The following is a 15,143-nucleotide window of genomic DNA, read 5'->3' as shown; positions in this document are numbered from 1 at the left end:
CGACGGACGAAGGGACGGCGACTGATGACGACCGTGGATGCGCGGCGGGCGGCCCCGCCCGTGACCGCGCGGCGCTCCCCCGCGGGGCCCGTGCTGGCCGCGCTGTGGGCCGGGGCGGCGGCCGTGGTCGCGCTCTGGTGGGCGGGCACCGGGTCCGTGGTCGGTACGGCCGGCTGGCTGACCGGCGCCGGGCGGATCGCCGGGCTGCTGTGCGGGTACGCCTGCGCGGTGCTGGTCGGCCTGATGGCGCGGGTGCCGCTGCTGGAGCGGCGGATCGGCTCGGACCGGGTGGCGCGCTGGCACGCGATGGCCGGCCGGTACACGGTCTGCCTGCTGGTGGCGCACATCGCGCTGATCCTCACCGGATACGCCGCCCAGGACCGGGCCTCGCTCTGGCACGAGGCGGTGACCGTCGTCCTGGACTATCCGGACATGCTGAAGGCCACCGCCGGCACGGTGATCCTCTTCGCGGTCGGCATCACCTCGGCCCGCGCCGTGCGCCGCCGCACCAGCCACGAGTTCTGGTACTACGTCCACCTGCTGACGTACGCGGCCGTCTTCCTGGCCTTCTTCCACCAGCTGACGCTGGGGAACGAGTTCAACGGCAAGCCGGTCGCCACCGCCGTCTGGTACGCGCTCTACCTGGGCGTCGCGGCCCTGGTGCTGTGGTTCCGGGTGCTCGCCCCGGTCCGCCTCAACCGGCGGCACCAGCTGCGTGTGGACTCGGTGCACAGGGAGGCACCGGGGGTGTACTCGGTCGTCGTACGCGGGCGGCACCTGGAGGAACTCGGCGCGCGTCCGGGTCAGTTCTTCCGCTGGCGGTTCCTCGGCGAGGGCCTGCGCTGGACCTCGACGCCGTACTCCCTGTCGGCGCCGCCGCGCCCGGATCTGATGCGCATCACGGTCAAGGCGCTCGGTGACCACAGCGCGGCCGTCGCCCTGCTGCGGCCCGGCACCCGGGTGTGGGCGGAGGGCCCGTACGGCTCGCTGACCGCCGACCGGGCCACCAGCCACCGCTCCCTGCTGATCGCGGCCGGCGTCGGCATCACCCCGCTGCGCGCGCTGTTCGAGACGCTGCCCGGCGAGGCCACCCTGCTGTACCGGGCGCGCCGCACCGAGGACCTGGCGCTCGGCGCGGAGCTGGAAGCGATCGCCCGCTGGCGCGGCGCACAGGTGCTGTACGCGCTCAACGGGCCCCAGGGCGAGCGCCCGGCCCTCACGGCGGAGTCGCTGCGCGCCACCTTCCCGGGCCTCGCCGGCCACGACGTCTACATATGCGGGCCGCACGGCTTCGCGCAGGACGTGTACGAGGCGCTGCGGGCGGCCGGGGTGCCGGACCGCCGTATCCACCACGAGTCGTTCGAGCTGTGAGGTTGTCCAGGTGCACGCGTTGAAGAAGAGCCGTCCCCTGCGCCGTGTCGTGCTGGCGAGCGCCGCGACCGTCTCCGGGATGGTGCTGCTGCTGTCGCTGAAGCCGCACACGAGCCCCGTGCCGGCCACGGCCGACGCCAAGTCGCCCTCCGTGTCGAGCAGTTCGGCGCCGTCCAGCGGGTCGGGCTCGTCGAGCGGGTCCTCCTCCGGTACGAAGACCGTCTCCAAGGCCGTCACCGGGGACACCGTGCAGACCCGCTGGGGCCCGGTCCAGGTGCGGGTGACAATTCTGAGCGGCAGGCTGACGGACGTGACAGCGGTGCAGTACCCGTCGGACAACCCGCGCGACCAGGAGATCAACAGCTACGCGATGCCCCAGCTGCGGCGCGAGGCGCTGGCGGCGCAGAGCGCGGACATCGACATGGTGTCGGGCGCCACGTACACCAGCACCGGCTACAAGCAGTCGCTGCAGTCCGCGCTGGACTCGGCGGGACTGTGAGGCGGGGCCGCTGAACACTCGGCGCATGCGGCACGTATCTGTGGGCCAAGGGTCAAGTCCCCACGGAGGAACCGTGTCCACCACGCTCGCAGGCGGACGTGCCGCCCGCCGACAGACGATGCGCCGCATCCGCCCGCGCCGCTCTCCGGCCGTACCGCTGCTGCTCGCCGTCTGGGCGGGCGCGGCGGCCGTGCTGTGGCTCTGGTGGCACAACACGCCGTCCATCGCCGACGACAACGGCAGAATCCTCAACGCGGGCCGGATCACCGGCCTGCTGGCCGGCTATCTGATGGCGCTGGTCGTGCTGCAGATGGCCCGGGTTCCGGCGCTGGAGCGGCGGGTCGGCTCGGACCGGGTGGCGCGCTGGCACGCGATGAGCGGCCGGTACACGCTCTGCCTGATCGTGGCGCACGTGTTCCTCACCATGTGGGGGTACGCGCTCCAGGCGGGCAAGTCCCTCGGCGACATCGTGCAGCAGACCATCGACTCCATCAACCAGCTGCCCGACATGGGCAAGGCGGCGATCGGCACGGGCCTGTTCGTGCTGATCGGGCTGACGTCGATCGGCGTGGTCCGCCGCCGGTTGCCGTACGACACCTGGTACCACGTGCACCTGATGACGTACGCGGCGGTGTTCCTGACGTTCTGGCACCAGATCACCACCGGCAACGACTTCGCGGTCGAGCCCATGGCGAAGACCTTCTGGTACGGCCTGTACGGCACGGTCACCGCCCTGGTGGTCTGGTACCGGATCCTCACCCCGATCCGGCTGAACCTCCGGCACCGGATGCGGGTCGAGGCGGTCATCGAGGAGACGCCGGGCATCGTGTCGGTGCTGATCGGCGGGCGCAGGCTGCACCGGATGGGCGCGGAGGCGGGCCAGTTCTTCCGCTGGCGGTTCCTCGCACCGGGCATGCGCTTCAGCTCGCACCCGTACTCGCTGTCTGCGGCGCCCCGCCCGGACATGCTGCGGATCACGGTGAAGGCGATCGGCGACCACAGCGAGCGGCTGCGCGAGCTGACGCCCGGCACCCGGGTGTGGGCCGAGGGCCCGTACGGCGCGCTCACCGCGCAGCGCCGCAGCCGGGGCAAGGTGCTCCTGGTCGCGGGCGGGGTCGGCATCACCCCGATGCGGGCGCTGTTCGAGACGCTGCCCGGCGCGGCCGGGGACATCACCCTGCTGTACCGGGCCAACAGCACCCAGGACCTGGCGCTGTGGGACGAGCTGGCGAAGATCGCCGACGAGCGGGGCGCCCGGCTGATGTACGCGGTGAACAGCCCGGACGGGGAGCGGCCGGACATCTCCGCGGAGAACCTGGAGCGGAAGATCCCGGACATCGACCGGCACGACGTCTTCATGTGCGGCCCGCCCGGGTTCGCGCAGTCGGTGTACGAGGCACTGCGCGGCGCGGGGGTCCCCGCCCGCCGCATCCATCACGAGTCGTTCGAGATGTGAGCGGGAGCTAGGAAAGCGATGAGGAAGAGCCACCCCATTCGGCGGGTCGTGCTGGCCACCGCCGCGACCGTGTCCGGTGTCGTGCTGCTGCTGTCGCTGAAGCCGGCGTCCGATCCGGCCGCGGCGTCGGCGGCGGGCGCGGCCCCGCAGCAGCCGGTCGCCGGGCAGCAATCCCCCCAGGGCGGTCAGCAGGGCGGTGCCCAGGCTCCCGCGGGCTCCGGCACGGTGACCGGTGACGCGACGCAGACCCAGTACGGGACGGTGCAGGTACGGCTGACCGTCGCGAGCGGCAAGATCACCAAGGCGGAGGCCGTCCAGGCGCCCAAGGGCGGACTGAGCGACCAGAAGACCGCGATGGCCGTCCCCAAGCTCAACCAGGAGGCCGTGGCGGCGCAGAGCGCGCAGATCGACGCGGTGTCCGGGGCGACGTACACGAGCGACGGCTACAAGAAGTCGCTGCAGTCGGCGCTGGACAGGATGAAGACGTCGGCCGGGTCCTCGACGGGCGCCTCGGCGGGGTCCGCTCCGTCCGGCGCGGCGCAGGCCCGCACCGTCACCGGGAAGGTCGCGCAGACGCAGTACGGTCCGGTGCAGGTGCGGATCACCGTCAGCGGTGGCAAGATCACCAAGGCGGAGGCCGTCCAGGCGCCCAAGGGCGGGCTCAGCGACCAGAAGACGGCGATGGCCGTGCCCAGGCTCAACCAGGAGGCCGTCACGGCCGGCACCGCGCACATCGACGCCGTCTCCGGCGCCACCTACACCAGCACCGGCTACCAGCAGTCGCTCCAGTCGGCGCTGGACCAGGCCGGTGGCTGACACGGTGGCCGAGCCGGCCGAGGCTCCCGCCGCGGTGCGTCACGCGGAGGAGGTCATGGGGACCGTCTTCTCCTTCGACGTCCGCGGCGGGGAGCCGGCCGCGGTGCGCGAGGCGCTGGCCGAGGCCGTCGCCGGACTGCACCGCGCGGACGCGGTGTTCAGCACCTACCGGGAGGACAGCGAGGTGTCCCGGCTGGCCCGGGGCGAGCTGACCGTGGCGGGGTGCGCGCCGGAGGTGGCCGAGGTGCTGGACCTCGCGGCCGAGGCGGAACGGGTGAGCGAGGGCTGGTTCAGCACCCGCTACCGGGGCTCGCTCGATCCCACCGGCATCGTCAAGGGCTGGGCCGCCGAGCGGGCGGCGCGGCTGCTGGCGGGGGTGGCCGGGGTGCGCGGGGTGAGCGTCAACGGCGGCGGTGACGTCCAGCTCCTGGGCACGCCGGAGGCGCAGCGGCCGTGGCGGGTGGGCGTGGCCGATCCGCTCCGGCCCGGCGGTCTCGCGGCGGTGATCTCCTCGGCGGGCGTGGCCGAGCTGTCCGTGGCGACCTCGGGCACGGCCGAGCGCGGCGCGCACATCGTGGATCCGCGCACGGGCAAATCGGCGGTGACGGACCTGGTGTCGGTGACGGTGGTGGGACCACGGCTGACCTGGGCCGACTGCTGGGCCACGGCGGCGTTCGCGATGGGCTCCCGGGCCGGGCTGGCGTGGCTGGAGTCGCTGCCGGAGGTGGAGGGGCTGCTGATCACCGCGGGCGACGAGGTGCGGTGCACCGGGGGGCTGGCGGCGCGGCTGGGCTGAGCGCGGCATTTTTCGCCGGGCGCGATCCCTTTCCGGCGCCGGGACGTATCCCGTGTGCAGCCACTTCCGGCAGGAACGCACATGGCCATCTTCAGCAGTCTGATGCCCGCCAAACGCCGGGATGACCGCCGGAACTTCACGTCCCGTCACGACACCTCCGGCCACGGCCACCGTCACGGCCACCGTGACCGTCACGACGACTTCACCGGCCACCGCCACGGCGACCGTCACGGCCACGGACACGTCCAACGTGGTGGTGGACCGCGGTCATGCCAAGGTGCTGGACCTGAGCGTCGCCCGGCCGCCGGGACCGGCGCCCGCCGGCGTGGGCACGTACGGCTACCTCGCTCCGGAACAGGCCCGCGGCGGTCCGCTCACGGCCGCGGCCGACGTGTGGGGCATCGGCGTCACGCTGTACGAGGTCGCGAGCGGTGACACCCCCTTCGGCCGCGGGGCGAGCGGTGACGCCTCCGTCGACCACACGGCGAGTGGTGACGCCCCCGTCGACCGCAGTTCGCGCGAGGACGAGCCGGACGACGGCGGTGAGGGCGCGGACGGCCGGTATCCGCAGCTCGCGGGGGCGGCCCCGCCGATCGCGTCCCGGAGGCGGCTGCCGCCCGCGCTCGCCGCCGCCGTCGACGCCTGTCGGCGGGCCGACCCGGCGCGGCGGCCCACGGTCGGCGAGCTGGCCGCGGCTCTGCAGAGGACCTTGCCGCGGTGCCCCTGACGCGGGCCTGGCCCGTCGGCTACGCCGGCTCCACGACGTGTCCCGTCTCCAGGTGCGCCGTGGCCAGAACCGTACCGCCGGGTGTCGTCAGCCGGGCGCCGGAGAGGGTCGAGAGGTCACCGGAAGCGGCCACGCCCCACTCACCGTGCCCGGCGGTCAGGGGGAAGTCGCCGACCCGGACGGTGGTGCCGTCGGAGTGCTCCAGGAGACAGGTGACCTTGCCGGTGTAGGAGCCGCGCGGGCCGGCGGAGTCGACGGACACGAAGACCCAGCCGGGGACCTCGGGGTGGACGTAGACCTCGCCGACCTTGCCGCCGGTCGTGGCCGAGGTCATGTCGCCCACCAGCACGGGCTCGGACTTGGTGGCGGGCGCGGTCGAGGCGACGACCTCCTCGACGGCGGTGCCGATCGCCCAGCCGGCGAAGCCGACGGCGACGGTGAGCGCGGTCGCGACGGCCGCGAGCCGCAGCCGGGCGCGCCGGGCCCGCCCGCGCAGGTTCCGGGACGCACGCCCGGCCGCGGGCGTCTCGGCCGCCGGGGCCCGCTCGGCCAGCCTGCGCGCCACCCGGTTCTCGAACCCGGCCGGCGGGTCGCGGTCCGGCAGCAGGCCGATCAGCCGGTCACCGACCAGGGTGAGCCGGCGGACGTACTCCCGGCAGTCCGCGCACCGGTCCAGGTGGGCGACCGCCTCGGCGCGCTCCCGGCCGGGCAGCACGCCCAGCGCCAGCTCGGCGGCGATCTCGCGCAGCTTGTCGCAGTTCGGGTCACTGGACATGGTCGCCTCGCTTCAAAGGCGCGAGTGAGGTGCGCAGTTTCGCCATGGCGGCCCTGATCCGGGTCTTGGCGGTGCCCAGCGGGATGCGCTCGGCGTCGGCGATCTGCTGGGCCGTCATGCCGTAGATGCCGGCCATCACCAGGGCCCTGGCCTGTTCCCGGGGCAGCCGCGCCACGGCGGCCCGCAGCTGGGAGGAGGCCTCGTCGGCCAGCGCCCACCGCTCGGGCGTCTCGGTGACGGCGCCGATGACCGCGTCCAGGTCCTCCGGTGCCATCGGTTCGGTCCGCCGGGCCCGGACGGCGTCGACGGCGAGGTTGTGGGCGATGGTGGTCAGCCAGGTGGCGACCGAACCGCGGCGCGAGTCGTAGATCTGGGCGTGCCGCCACACGCGCTCGAACGTCGACTGAGCGACGTCCTCGGCGAGTTGCTCATCCCCGGTGACGGCCATGGCGACCCCGAAGACCCGGTGCTGGAACCTGCGTACGAAGATCACGGCGAGTTCCGGATCACCGGTGGCCAGCCCGGCCAGCAGGGCGTCGTCCGGGAGGCGGCCCACGGGGAACCGGAAACCCGACACACCCCCGTATACGGCCGACGGCCGCCAGGGGATTGCCCGCCCACCTGCCCGCCCGCCGCGGAAGATCACACTGTCATTCTCCGCCGCCGGGCGGGGCGCCGCATGCGGACTCAGTGCCCGTTCTGCGCCAGTCGCAGCAGGTGGTCCGCCAGGGCCTGGCCGCCGCTCGGGTCCCGGCTGATCAGCAGCAGCGTGTCGTCACCGGCGATCGTGCCCAGGATGTCGTGCAGCTCCGCCTGGTCGATGGCCGAGGCGAGGAACTGGGCGGCCCCCGGCGGAGTGCGCAGGACCACCAGGTTGGCGGAGGCCTCCGCGGAGATCAGCAGCTCCTGGGAGAGCCGCCGCATGCGCTCCTCCTTGGCCGACTCGCCGAGCGGTGCGCGCGGGGTACGGAAACCGCCCTCGCTCGGCACCGCGTAGATCAGCTCGCCGTCGGTGTTGCGGATCTTCACCGCGTTCAGCTCGTCGAGGTCCCGGGAGAGCGTCGCCTGGGTGACGCTGAGCCCGTCGTCGGCGAGCAGCTTCGCCAGCTGGCTCTGCGACCGCACCGGCTGCCGGTTGAGGATGTCCACGATCCGGCGGTGCCGCGCGGTACGGGTCTGCGGCACGGCCGGTCCGGCACCCGCCGCCTGCTCGTGCTCCTGCGCCTGGCTCATCGTCGTCCTATTCTGCGGATCGTCCGTCCCCGTCCACCGGGCTGTCCCCTGGGCAAGCTGCGTCGAGGATGCCGGGCAGCGCCTGGAGGAAGGCACCCGCCTCGGCGTCGGAGAGGTTCAGCGGCGGCATGAGCCGTACGACGTCGGGAGCGGGCGCGTTCACCAGGAACCCGGCCTCCTGGGCCGCCTGCTGCACCTGTGGCGCGTGCGGCCCGGTGAGCACGATACCCAGGAGCAGGCCGGCACCCCGCACATAATCGATCAACGGGTGGCCGAGGCCCTCGATCCCGTCGCGCAGTTTCTCGCCCTGCCGCTTGACGTTCTCCAGCAGGCCCTCGTTCGCGATGGTGTCGAGTACGGCGAGTCCGGCGGCGCACGCCACCGGGTTGCCGCCGAAGGTGGTGCCGTGCTGGCCGGGCCGGAGCAGTTCGGCGGCCCGGCCGAAGGCCACGGTGGCGCCGAGCGGCAGCCCGCCGCCGAGCTGCTTGGCCAGGGTGACGACATCGGGCAGGACGCCCTCGTGGGCCTGGTACTCGAACCAGGTGCCGGTGCGGCCGATGCCGGTCTGCACCTCGTCCAGGACCAGCAGGGCGCCGGTGGCGGCGGTGATCGCGCGGGCGGCCTTCAGATAGCCGGCCGGGGGCACGACGACCCCGTTCTCGCCCTGGACCGGCTCGATGATCACCAGGGCCGTCTCCTCGGTGACCGCCGCCGCGAGCGCCTGGGCGTCGCCGTAGGGCACGTGCGTGACCTCGCCGGGCAGCGGCAGGAAGGGGTCCTGCTTGGCGGGCTGGCCGGTGAGCGCGAGGGCGCCCATCGTACGGCCGTGGAAGCCGCCGGTGGTGGCGACCATGTGGGTCCGCCCGGTGAGCCGGCCGATCTTGAAGGCGGCCTCGTTGGCCTCGGCGCCGGAGTTGCAGAAGAAGACCCGGCCCTCGCGGCCGAAGAGCTGGAGCAGCCGTTCGGCGAGGGCGACGGTGGGCTCGGCCATGAAGAAGTTGGAGATGTGGCCGAGCTGCCCGATCTGCCTGCTGACGGCCTCGGTGATCGCCGGGTGGGCGTGGCCGAGGGCGTTGGTGGCGATGCCGCCGACGAAGTCGTGGTACTCCCGGCCCTCGGCGTCCCACACCTTGACGCCCGCGCCGCGCACGAGCGGCAGGCGGGGGGTGCCGTAGTTGTTCATGAGCGCGCCCTGCCACCGCTCGGTCAGTTCCTGGTTGCTCATGACTCCCCCTGTTCGCCCTGTCCGCCCGGAATCTCGTCGGGCACGACCATCGTGCCGATGCCTTCGTCGGTGAAGATCTCCAGCAGGATCGAGTGCTGGACCCGGCCGTCGATGACGCGGGCGGTGTGCACCCCGTTGCGCACGGCGTGCAGACAGCCCTCCATCTTCGGCACCATGCCGGAGCTCAACTCCGGCAGGAGCTTCTCCAGTTGGGAAGCGGTGAGGCGGCTGATCACCTCGTCGGAGTTCGGCCAGTCCTCGTAGAGGCCCTCGACGTCGGTGAGGACCATGAGGGTCTCGGCGCCCAGAGCGGCGGCGAGTGCCGCAGCCGCCGTATCGGCGTTGACGTTGTAGACATGTCCGTCGTCCTGGCTGCGGGCGATGGAGGAGACGACCGGGATCCGGCCGTCGGCGAGCAGCGCCTCGATCGCCCCGGTGTCGATGCCGGTGATCTCGCCGACGCGTCCGATGTCGACCAGTTCCCCGTCGATCTCGGGCTGGTGCCTGGTGGCGGTGATGGTGTGCGCGTCCTCGCCGGTGAGGCCGACGGCCAGCGGTCCGTGCTGGTTGAGCAGCCCGACCAGCTCGCGCTGGACCTGACCGGCGAGCACCATCCGTACGACGTCCATGGCGTCCTCGGTGGTGACGCGCAGACCCGCCTTGAACTCGCTGACGATGCCGTGCTTGTCGAGGGCGGCGCTGATCTGCGGGCCGCCGCCGTGCACGACGACCGGCTTGAGGCCGGCGTGGTGCAGGAACACGACGTCCTGCGCGAACGCGGCCTTCAGCTCGTCGTCGACCATGGCGTTGCCGCCGAACTTGATGACGACCGTCTTGCCGTTGTGCTTGACCAGCCAGGGCAGCGCCTCGATGAGGATCTGCGCCTTGGGGAGCGCGGTGTGTTTACGCGTGGTGCTCATGACGAGTAGGCGCTGTTCTCGTGGACGTAGTCGGCGGTCAGATCGTTGGTCCAGATCGTCGCGGTCTCGGTGCCCGCGGCGAGGTCGGCGACGATGTGCACCTCGCGGTAGCGCATGTCGACCTTCTCGCGGTCCTCCCCGACCGAGCCGTTCTTGCACACCCACACGCCGTTGATGGCGACGTTCAGCTGATCCGGGTCGAAGGCTGCCTGCGTGGTGCCGATCGCGGAGAGCACCCGGCCCCAGTTGGGGTCCTCGCCGTGGATCGCGCACTTGAGGAGGTTGTTGCGGGCGATGGAGCGGCCCACCTCGACGGCGTCCTCCTCGCTCGCCGCGTTGACCACCTCGACCTTGATGTCCTTGCTGGCGCCCTCGGCGTCGCCGATCAGCTGCCGGCCGAGGTCGGCGCAGACCTGCCGTACGGCGTCGGCGAACTCCGCGTACTCCGGGGTGATGCCGGAGGCGCCGGAGGCGAGCAGCAGGACGGTGTCGTTGGTGGACATGCAGCCGTCGGAGTCGACCCGGTCGAAGGTGACCTTGGTAGCGGCGCGCAGGGCGCGGTCGAGGGTCTCGCTGTCGAGGTCGGCGTCGGTGGTGAGGACGACGAGCATGGTGGCGAGGCCGGGGGCGAGCATGCCCGCGCCCTTGGCCATGCCGCCGACGGTCCAGCCGTCCTTCGACACGACGGAGGTCTTGTGGACGGTGTCGGTGGTCTTGATGGCGATGGCGGCCTTCTCACCGCCGTGTTCGGACAGCTGGGCGGCGGCCGTCTCGACGCCCGGGAGCAGCTTGTCCATGGGCAGCAGCACGCCGATCAGGCCGGTGGAGCAGACGGCGACCTCGATGGCGCCGCGGCCGAGCACCTCGGCGGCCTTCTCGGCGGTCGCGTGGGTGTCCTGGAAGCCCTTGGGGCCGGTGCAGGCGTTGGCGCCGCCGGAGTTGAGGACCACGGCCGAGACCTGGCCGCTCTTGATGACCTGCTCGGACCACAGCACCGGCGCGGCCTTCACACGGTTGGAGGTGAAGACGCCCGCGGCGGCACGGCGCGGCCCGTTGTTGACCACGAGGGCCAGGTCGGGGTTGCCGTTCTCCTTGATCCCGGCGGCGATCCCCGCCGCCGTGAATCCCTTGGCTGCCGTGACGCTCACGGTGCGACTCCGATCGTGGAAAGCCCGGTCGTCTCGGGGAGACCCAGGGCGATGTTCATGCTCTGGACGGCACCGCCCGCGGTGCCCTTGGTCAGGTTGTCGATGGCGCTGATCGCGATGATGCGGCCCACGGACTCGTCGTACGTGACCTGCACCTGAACGGCGTTGGAACCGTGGACGGACGCCGTCGTGGGCCACTGGCCCTCGGGGAGGAGATGGACGAAGGGCTCGTCGGTGTAGGCCTTCTCGTAGGCGGCGCGGACGGAGTCCGCCGTCACGCCCGCGACGGCGGAGGCGCTGCACGTGGCGAGGATCCCGCGGGGCATCGGCGCCAGGGTCGGCGTGAAGGAGACCCGCACGGACTCCCCGGCGACCCCGCTGAGGTTCTGGATCATCTCGGGGGTGTGCCGGTGGCCGCCGCCGACGCCGTACGGCGACATGGAGCCCATGACCTCGCTGCCGAGCAGATGCGGCTTGGGTGCCTTGCCGGCGCCGGAGGTGCCGGACGCGGCGACGATCACCGCCTCCGGCTCGGCGATCCGGTCGGCGTAGGCCGGGAACAGGGCGAGGGTGACGGCGGTGGGGTAGCAACCGGGCACCGCGATGCGCTTGGACCCCTCCAGCGCGGCGCGGGCGCCCGGAAGTTCGGGGAGGCCGTACGGCCAGGTGCCGGCGTGTTCGGAGCCGTAGAACCTCTCCCAGTCGGCCGGGTCCTTCAGCCGGAAGTCGGCGCCCATGTCGACCACGAGGACGTCCGGGCCGAGCTGCTCGGCGACGGCGGCGGACTGCCCGTGCGGCAGCGCGAGGAAGACCACGTCGTGCCCGGCGAGCGCCTCGGCCGTGGTCTCGGTGAGCACGCGGTCGGCCAGCGGCAGCAGATGCGGCTGCAGCGCGCCGAGCCGCTGACCGGCGTTGGAGTTCCCGGTCAGGGCACCGATCTCGATCCCGGGGTGCGCGAGGAGCAGGCGCAGGACCTCGCCGCCCGCGTATCCGCTCGCCCCGGCCACCGCCGCACGTACCGCCATGTCCATCCTCCTCGTGATGGCATGACTATACGTAGCCCTGCAGTTTTATGCAACGAGTATGCGACGTGAGCCCACCCCTGATGCGGTCAGGACGGTGATCCGGCCCTGCGGGCTGCGTAGGCGCGGGCGGCCCTGACCCGGTTGCCGCACTTGGTGGTGCACCAGCGGCGGGCGCCGTGGGAGCGCAGGAACCAGCGGGCGCAGCCCTGGGCGGCGCACTCGGTGAGCTGGCCGGCGTCGGCCCCGGTGAGCAGGTCGGCGGCGTCCTCCGCGAGCTGCGAGAGCGCGGCGGCGGCCGGGTTTCCGGCGTCGGGGAGGTCGGCGCGGTGGGGGCCGTCGGCGGTCCAGGCGAGCCGGGGGGTGGCGGGCGCCGCGGCGAGTGCGGCGTTGAGAGTGTCCAGGGCGGCGGCGGGCGGGTGCGCCGCGGTGACGCGGGCCTCGAAGAGGGCGCGCAGGGCCTCCCGCAGGGTGCGCAGACGGCCGGACTGCCTGCCGTTGATCACCACCCGGTCGGGCAGCAGCTCGTGCCGGACCAGCCAGAGATGCGCGGCCTCGGTGTCGTCGAGCAGGTCGACCTGGCCGTGGCTGACGGCGAAGCGCGTGTTGACCAGCGCGAGCGAGACATACCGGTCCTCACCGGGGACCGGAAGCTGATGCAGGTAGACGGGGGCCTCGTGATCCACGGTTCTCATGGTAATCCTTGCGATTTCCCATGAGGAGCGATTAGCGTGCCTCACGGAGAACCATCACGAAAACCGTGAGACAAGACCCCGAGAGGTGAACCGCCGTGGGCTTCGACGTGGACGTGCTGCGCAGGGACTTCCCGATCCTGGAGCGGACCCTGGACGGCGGCGCCCCGCTCGTCTACCTGGACTCCGGCGCCACCACCCAGAAACCGCTCCAGGTCCTCGACGCCGAGCGGGACTTCTACCTGCACCGCAACGCGGCCGTGCACCGCGGCGCACACCAGCTGGCGGGCGAGGCGACGGAGGCCTACGAGCAGGCCAGGCAGACGGTCGCCCGGTTCATCGGCGCCGCCGCCGACGAGGTGGTCTTCACCCGGAACACCACCGAGGGCATCAACCTCGTCGCCTACGCCCTCGGCAACGCCGGCCGGCTCGGCCCCGGCGACCGGATCGTGGTGACGGAGATGGAACACCACGCCAACCTGGTCCCCTGGCAGCAGCTCGCCGAGCGGACCGGGGCCCGGCTCGACTGGTTCGGGCTCACCGACGAGGGCCGGCTCGACCTGTCCCGGACCGATGAGCTGCTGGACGAGCGCACCAAGGTGCTCGCCCTCACCCACCAGTCCAATGTGCTCGGCACGGTCAACCCGGTGCGCGAACTCGCCGACCGCGCGCACGCGTCCGGCACCCTGGTGGTCGTGGACGGCGCCCAGTCCGTGCCGCACCGCCCGGTCGACGTGACCGAGCTGGGCGCGGACTTCCTCGCCTTCTCCGGGCACAAGATGCTCGGCCCGAACGGCGTCGGCGTGCTGTGGGGCCGGGCGGACCTGCTCGCCGGACTGCCGCCGTTCCTCACCGGCGGCTCGATGATCGAGATCGTGGAGATGGACCGCACCACCTTCCTGCCGCCGCCGCAGCGCTTCGAGGCGGGCGTGCCGATGACCTCGCAGGCGGTGGGGCTCGCGGCGGCCGTGGCGTACCTGGAGCGGCTCGGCATGGCGGAGGTGGCGGCGTACGAGGAGGCGCTCACCGCGCGCGCCCTGGCACTGCTCGCGGAGGTCCCGGGCGTGCGGATCGTCGGCCCCGCCGGCCTCGCCGACCGGGGCTCGGCCGTCTCCTTCACGGTCGACGGCATCCACCCGCACGACGTGGGCCAGGTGCTGGACGAGCGGGGCGTGGCCGTCCGCGTCGGCCACCACTGCGCCCGGCCGATCGTGAAGCGGTACGGCATCCCGGCGACGACCCGGGCGAGCTTCTACGTCTACAACACGCCGGCCGAGGTGGACGCGCTGGTGGAGGGGGTGCGGGCGGCGCAGCGGTACTTCGGGGTCTGACCGTGGCCCGCCCGTCGAACGGCACCATGCCGAACGGCACAATGAGGAGGAGGTTTCCGGGAAGGGGCGAGCGATGGGCGGGGTCTGGCCGGTGGCCGATGTGCTGGCCCATCTCACCGGGCGCTGGCGCGTCGAGCGTGACGTGCGGGATCTGGCGAGCGGGGACGAAGGGCACTTCTCGGGGACGACCGTCTTCACCGCGCTGCGGGGCGGCGGGCTCCTGCACGAGGAGTCCGGCGACTTCACCTGGCAGGGCGTGACCCGGCCCGCCACCCGCGCGCTGCGCTTCCTGCCGGGGCCCAGGCCGGGTACGGCGGACGTGCGGTTCGCGGACGGGCGGCCGTTCCACGAGCTGGACCTGAGCGCGGGGCGGTACGTCGCCGAGCACCCGTGCGCGGCCGACCTCTACCGCGGCGAGTTCACCGTCCAGGACGCCGACCGCTGGCGCTCGGTGTGGCGGGTCGGCGGCCCCGCGAAGGACCTGGTGCTGATCACGGACTATGTGCGCGAGGGCTGAGCCGAGACGGCGTCGAGGCGGAGGTTCCAGCGGCCCGCGCGGCCGGTGACGGTGGACGTGGACAGGGGCCGCACGTCGATGTTCCAGTACGTCGAGGGCGGCGCCTTCAGGGCGTAGACCAGGGCCGCGCGGATCACGGCGGGTTCGGCGACGGCGACGATCCGGCCGCCGTCCTCCACCGGCCGGGTGTCCAGCCAGCCGCCGACCCGGGAGATGAAGGTCAGCAGGGACTCGCCGCCGTGCGGGGTGGCGCGCGGGTCGGCGAGCCAGGCGTCCACCGCTTCCGGCTCGCGGGCCATCGCCTCGCCCAGGGTCAGTCCGCGCCAGCGGCCCATGTCGCAGTCCCGCAGCGCCAGTTGGACCAGCGGGGCATACCCCAGGGCGTCGCCGGTGGCCCGGCTGCGCGGCGTCGGCGAGCAGTACCGCAGTTCGGCGGCCGCCAGCGGCAGCAGATCCCCGGCGGCGCGCTGCACCTCGTCCCAGCCGGCCAGGTCCAGCGGCCGGTCGTCGTCGAAGCGCTCCGCGAGCAGGGGGGCACTGCGCGCGGCGGCGACGAACGTCACCCTCAGTGGCATGCGGTGATGGTGTGACGGTCGTGTGCGAAGGTCAAGGGCT

General features: G+C 72.9%; 17 protein-coding genes. 8 read left to right on the top strand and 9 right to left on the bottom strand.

Going from position 1 to position 15,143, the window contains the following annotated elements:
- Window positions 1–24: 24 nt before the first annotated feature.
- From ABB07_RS31315 to ABB07_RS31290, 6 genes are all read left to right on the top strand, one after another.
- Window positions 25–1,371 (top strand): ferredoxin reductase family protein, encoded by a 1,347-nt coding sequence (locus ABB07_RS31315; protein ID WP_208901870.1) that lies wholly within the window; start codon window positions 25–27, stop codon window positions 1,369–1,371.
- 10 nt (window positions 1,372–1,381) lie between these two features.
- The gene (locus tag ABB07_RS31310; protein WP_208901869.1) at window positions 1,382–1,870 is read left to right on the top strand and encodes an FMN-binding protein; all 489 of its coding nucleotides are present in this window, start codon (window positions 1,382–1,384) and stop codon (window positions 1,868–1,870) included.
- 73 nt (window positions 1,871–1,943) lie between these two features.
- Window positions 1,944–3,326: a ferredoxin reductase family protein gene (locus ABB07_RS31305; protein WP_208901868.1), complete on the top strand. Its 1,383-nt coding sequence runs from the start codon at window positions 1,944–1,946 to the stop codon at window positions 3,324–3,326.
- 18 nt (window positions 3,327–3,344) lie between these two features.
- Window positions 3,345–4,142, top strand: coding sequence for an FMN-binding protein (locus ABB07_RS31300; RefSeq protein WP_208901867.1), 798 nt, complete (start codon window positions 3,345–3,347; stop codon window positions 4,140–4,142).
- A gap of 55 nt (window positions 4,143–4,197) precedes the next feature.
- On the top strand, window positions 4,198–4,938 hold the full coding sequence (locus ABB07_RS31295; protein WP_208903691.1) for an FAD:protein FMN transferase: 741 nt from the start codon (window positions 4,198–4,200) through the stop codon (window positions 4,936–4,938).
- A 184-nt stretch (window positions 4,939–5,122) separates the two neighbouring features.
- Complete coding sequence (locus ABB07_RS31290; RefSeq protein WP_244189569.1) at window positions 5,123–5,665, top strand: protein kinase domain-containing protein; 543 nt, start codon at window positions 5,123–5,125, stop codon at window positions 5,663–5,665.
- Window positions 5,666–5,684: 19 nt separating this feature from the next.
- Here ABB07_RS31290 and ABB07_RS31285 read toward each other — a convergent pair whose 3' ends face one another.
- From ABB07_RS31285 to ABB07_RS41595, 8 genes are all read right to left on the bottom strand, one after another.
- Window positions 5,685–6,440, bottom strand: a complete 756-nt coding sequence (locus ABB07_RS31285) for a zf-HC2 domain-containing protein (RefSeq protein ID WP_208901865.1) — start codon at window positions 6,438–6,440, stop codon at window positions 5,685–5,687.
- A complete protein-coding gene (locus ABB07_RS31280; RefSeq protein ID WP_208901864.1) occupies window positions 6,430–7,017 on the bottom strand; it encodes an RNA polymerase sigma factor in 588 nt (195 codons plus the stop codon). The genes ABB07_RS31285 and ABB07_RS31280 overlap by 11 nt, the downstream gene beginning before the upstream one ends.
- A gap of 110 nt (window positions 7,018–7,127) precedes the next feature.
- Window positions 7,128–7,673 (bottom strand): arginine repressor, encoded by a 546-nt coding sequence (locus ABB07_RS31275; protein WP_208901863.1) that lies wholly within the window; start codon window positions 7,671–7,673, stop codon window positions 7,128–7,130.
- Between the two features lie 7 nt (window positions 7,674–7,680).
- Complete coding sequence (locus ABB07_RS31270) at window positions 7,681–8,898, bottom strand: acetylornithine transaminase (RefSeq protein WP_208901862.1); 1,218 nt, start codon at window positions 8,896–8,898, stop codon at window positions 7,681–7,683.
- Entirely contained in the window at window positions 8,895–9,818 is a 924-nt protein-coding gene (gene argB, locus ABB07_RS31265; RefSeq protein WP_208901861.1) for an acetylglutamate kinase, read from the bottom strand. Before argB ends, ABB07_RS31270 begins: the two co-directional genes overlap by 4 nt.
- A complete protein-coding gene (gene argJ / locus ABB07_RS31260; protein WP_208901860.1) occupies window positions 9,815–10,966 on the bottom strand; it encodes a bifunctional glutamate N-acetyltransferase/amino-acid acetyltransferase ArgJ in 1,152 nt (383 codons plus the stop codon). Before argJ ends, argB begins: the two co-directional genes overlap by 4 nt.
- The gene (gene argC / locus ABB07_RS31255; protein ID WP_208901859.1) at window positions 10,963–11,991 is read right to left on the bottom strand and encodes an N-acetyl-gamma-glutamyl-phosphate reductase; all 1,029 of its coding nucleotides are present in this window, start codon (window positions 11,989–11,991) and stop codon (window positions 10,963–10,965) included. The genes argJ and argC overlap by 4 nt, the downstream gene beginning before the upstream one ends.
- Before the next feature lie 86 nt (window positions 11,992–12,077).
- The gene (locus ABB07_RS41595) at window positions 12,078–12,683 is read right to left on the bottom strand and encodes an ABATE domain-containing protein (RefSeq protein WP_279617409.1); all 606 of its coding nucleotides are present in this window, start codon (window positions 12,681–12,683) and stop codon (window positions 12,078–12,080) included.
- A gap of 95 nt (window positions 12,684–12,778) precedes the next feature.
- On the opposite strand from ABB07_RS41595, the gene ABB07_RS31245 reads away from it, so the two are divergent.
- Together ABB07_RS31245 and ABB07_RS31240 are read left to right on the top strand one after the other, a co-directional pair.
- On the top strand, window positions 12,779–14,011 hold the full coding sequence (locus ABB07_RS31245; protein ID WP_208901857.1) for a cysteine desulfurase: 1,233 nt from the start codon (window positions 12,779–12,781) through the stop codon (window positions 14,009–14,011).
- 73 nt (window positions 14,012–14,084) lie between these two features.
- A complete protein-coding gene (locus ABB07_RS31240) occupies window positions 14,085–14,528 on the top strand; it encodes a DUF6314 family protein (RefSeq protein ID WP_208901856.1) in 444 nt (147 codons plus the stop codon).
- Here the strand turns inward: ABB07_RS31240 and ABB07_RS31235 are convergent.
- The gene (locus ABB07_RS31235) at window positions 14,510–15,103 is read right to left on the bottom strand and encodes a histidine phosphatase family protein (RefSeq protein WP_208901855.1); all 594 of its coding nucleotides are present in this window, start codon (window positions 15,101–15,103) and stop codon (window positions 14,510–14,512) included. The two genes, ABB07_RS31240 and ABB07_RS31235, sit on opposite strands and share 19 nt — an antisense overlap.
- Between the last annotated feature and the right edge of the window lie 40 nt (window positions 15,104–15,143).

Origin of the sequence: Streptomyces incarnatus (assembly GCF_001027185.1) — a bacterium.
In the GTDB taxonomy this organism is placed as follows: domain Bacteria; phylum Actinomycetota; class Actinomycetes; order Streptomycetales; family Streptomycetaceae; genus Streptomyces; species Streptomyces puniciscabiei.
Note: the sequence above shows the minus strand (reverse complement) of the source record. Positions and strands in the feature narration are given on the sequence as shown.

What these genes read in the sequence shown, in the direction of transcription:
- ABB07_RS31315 (WP_208901870.1), top strand. Translation starts at nt 25, where the DNA reads ATGACGACCGTGGATGCGCGGCGGGCGGCCCCGCCCGTGACCGCGCGG.
- ABB07_RS31300 (WP_208901867.1), top strand. Translation starts at nt 3,345, where the DNA reads ATGAGGAAGAGCCACCCCATTCGGCGGGTCGTGCTGGCCACCGCCGCG.
- ABB07_RS31295 (WP_208903691.1), top strand. Translation starts at nt 4,198, where the DNA reads ATGGGGACCGTCTTCTCCTTCGACGTCCGCGGCGGGGAGCCGGCCGCG.
- ABB07_RS31285 (WP_208901865.1), bottom strand. Translation starts at nt 6,440, where the DNA reads ATGTCCAGTGACCCGAACTGCGACAAGCTGCGCGAGATCGCCGCCGAG.
- ABB07_RS31275 (WP_208901863.1), bottom strand. Translation starts at nt 7,673, where the DNA reads ATGAGCCAGGCGCAGGAGCACGAGCAGGCGGCGGGTGCCGGACCGGCC.
- ABB07_RS31270 (WP_208901862.1), bottom strand. Translation starts at nt 8,898, where the DNA reads ATGAGCAACCAGGAACTGACCGAGCGGTGGCAGGGCGCGCTCATGAAC.
- argB (WP_208901861.1), bottom strand. Translation starts at nt 9,818, where the DNA reads ATGAGCACCACGCGTAAACACACCGCGCTCCCCAAGGCGCAGATCCTC.
- argC (WP_208901859.1), bottom strand. Translation starts at nt 11,991, where the DNA reads ATGGCGGTACGTGCGGCGGTGGCCGGGGCGAGCGGATACGCGGGCGGC.
- ABB07_RS41595 (WP_279617409.1), bottom strand. Translation starts at nt 12,683, where the DNA reads ATGAGAACCGTGGATCACGAGGCCCCCGTCTACCTGCATCAGCTTCCG.
- ABB07_RS31240 (WP_208901856.1), top strand. Translation starts at nt 14,085, where the DNA reads ATGGGCGGGGTCTGGCCGGTGGCCGATGTGCTGGCCCATCTCACCGGG.
- ABB07_RS31235 (WP_208901855.1), bottom strand. Translation starts at nt 15,103, where the DNA reads ATGCCACTGAGGGTGACGTTCGTCGCCGCCGCGCGCAGTGCCCCCCTG.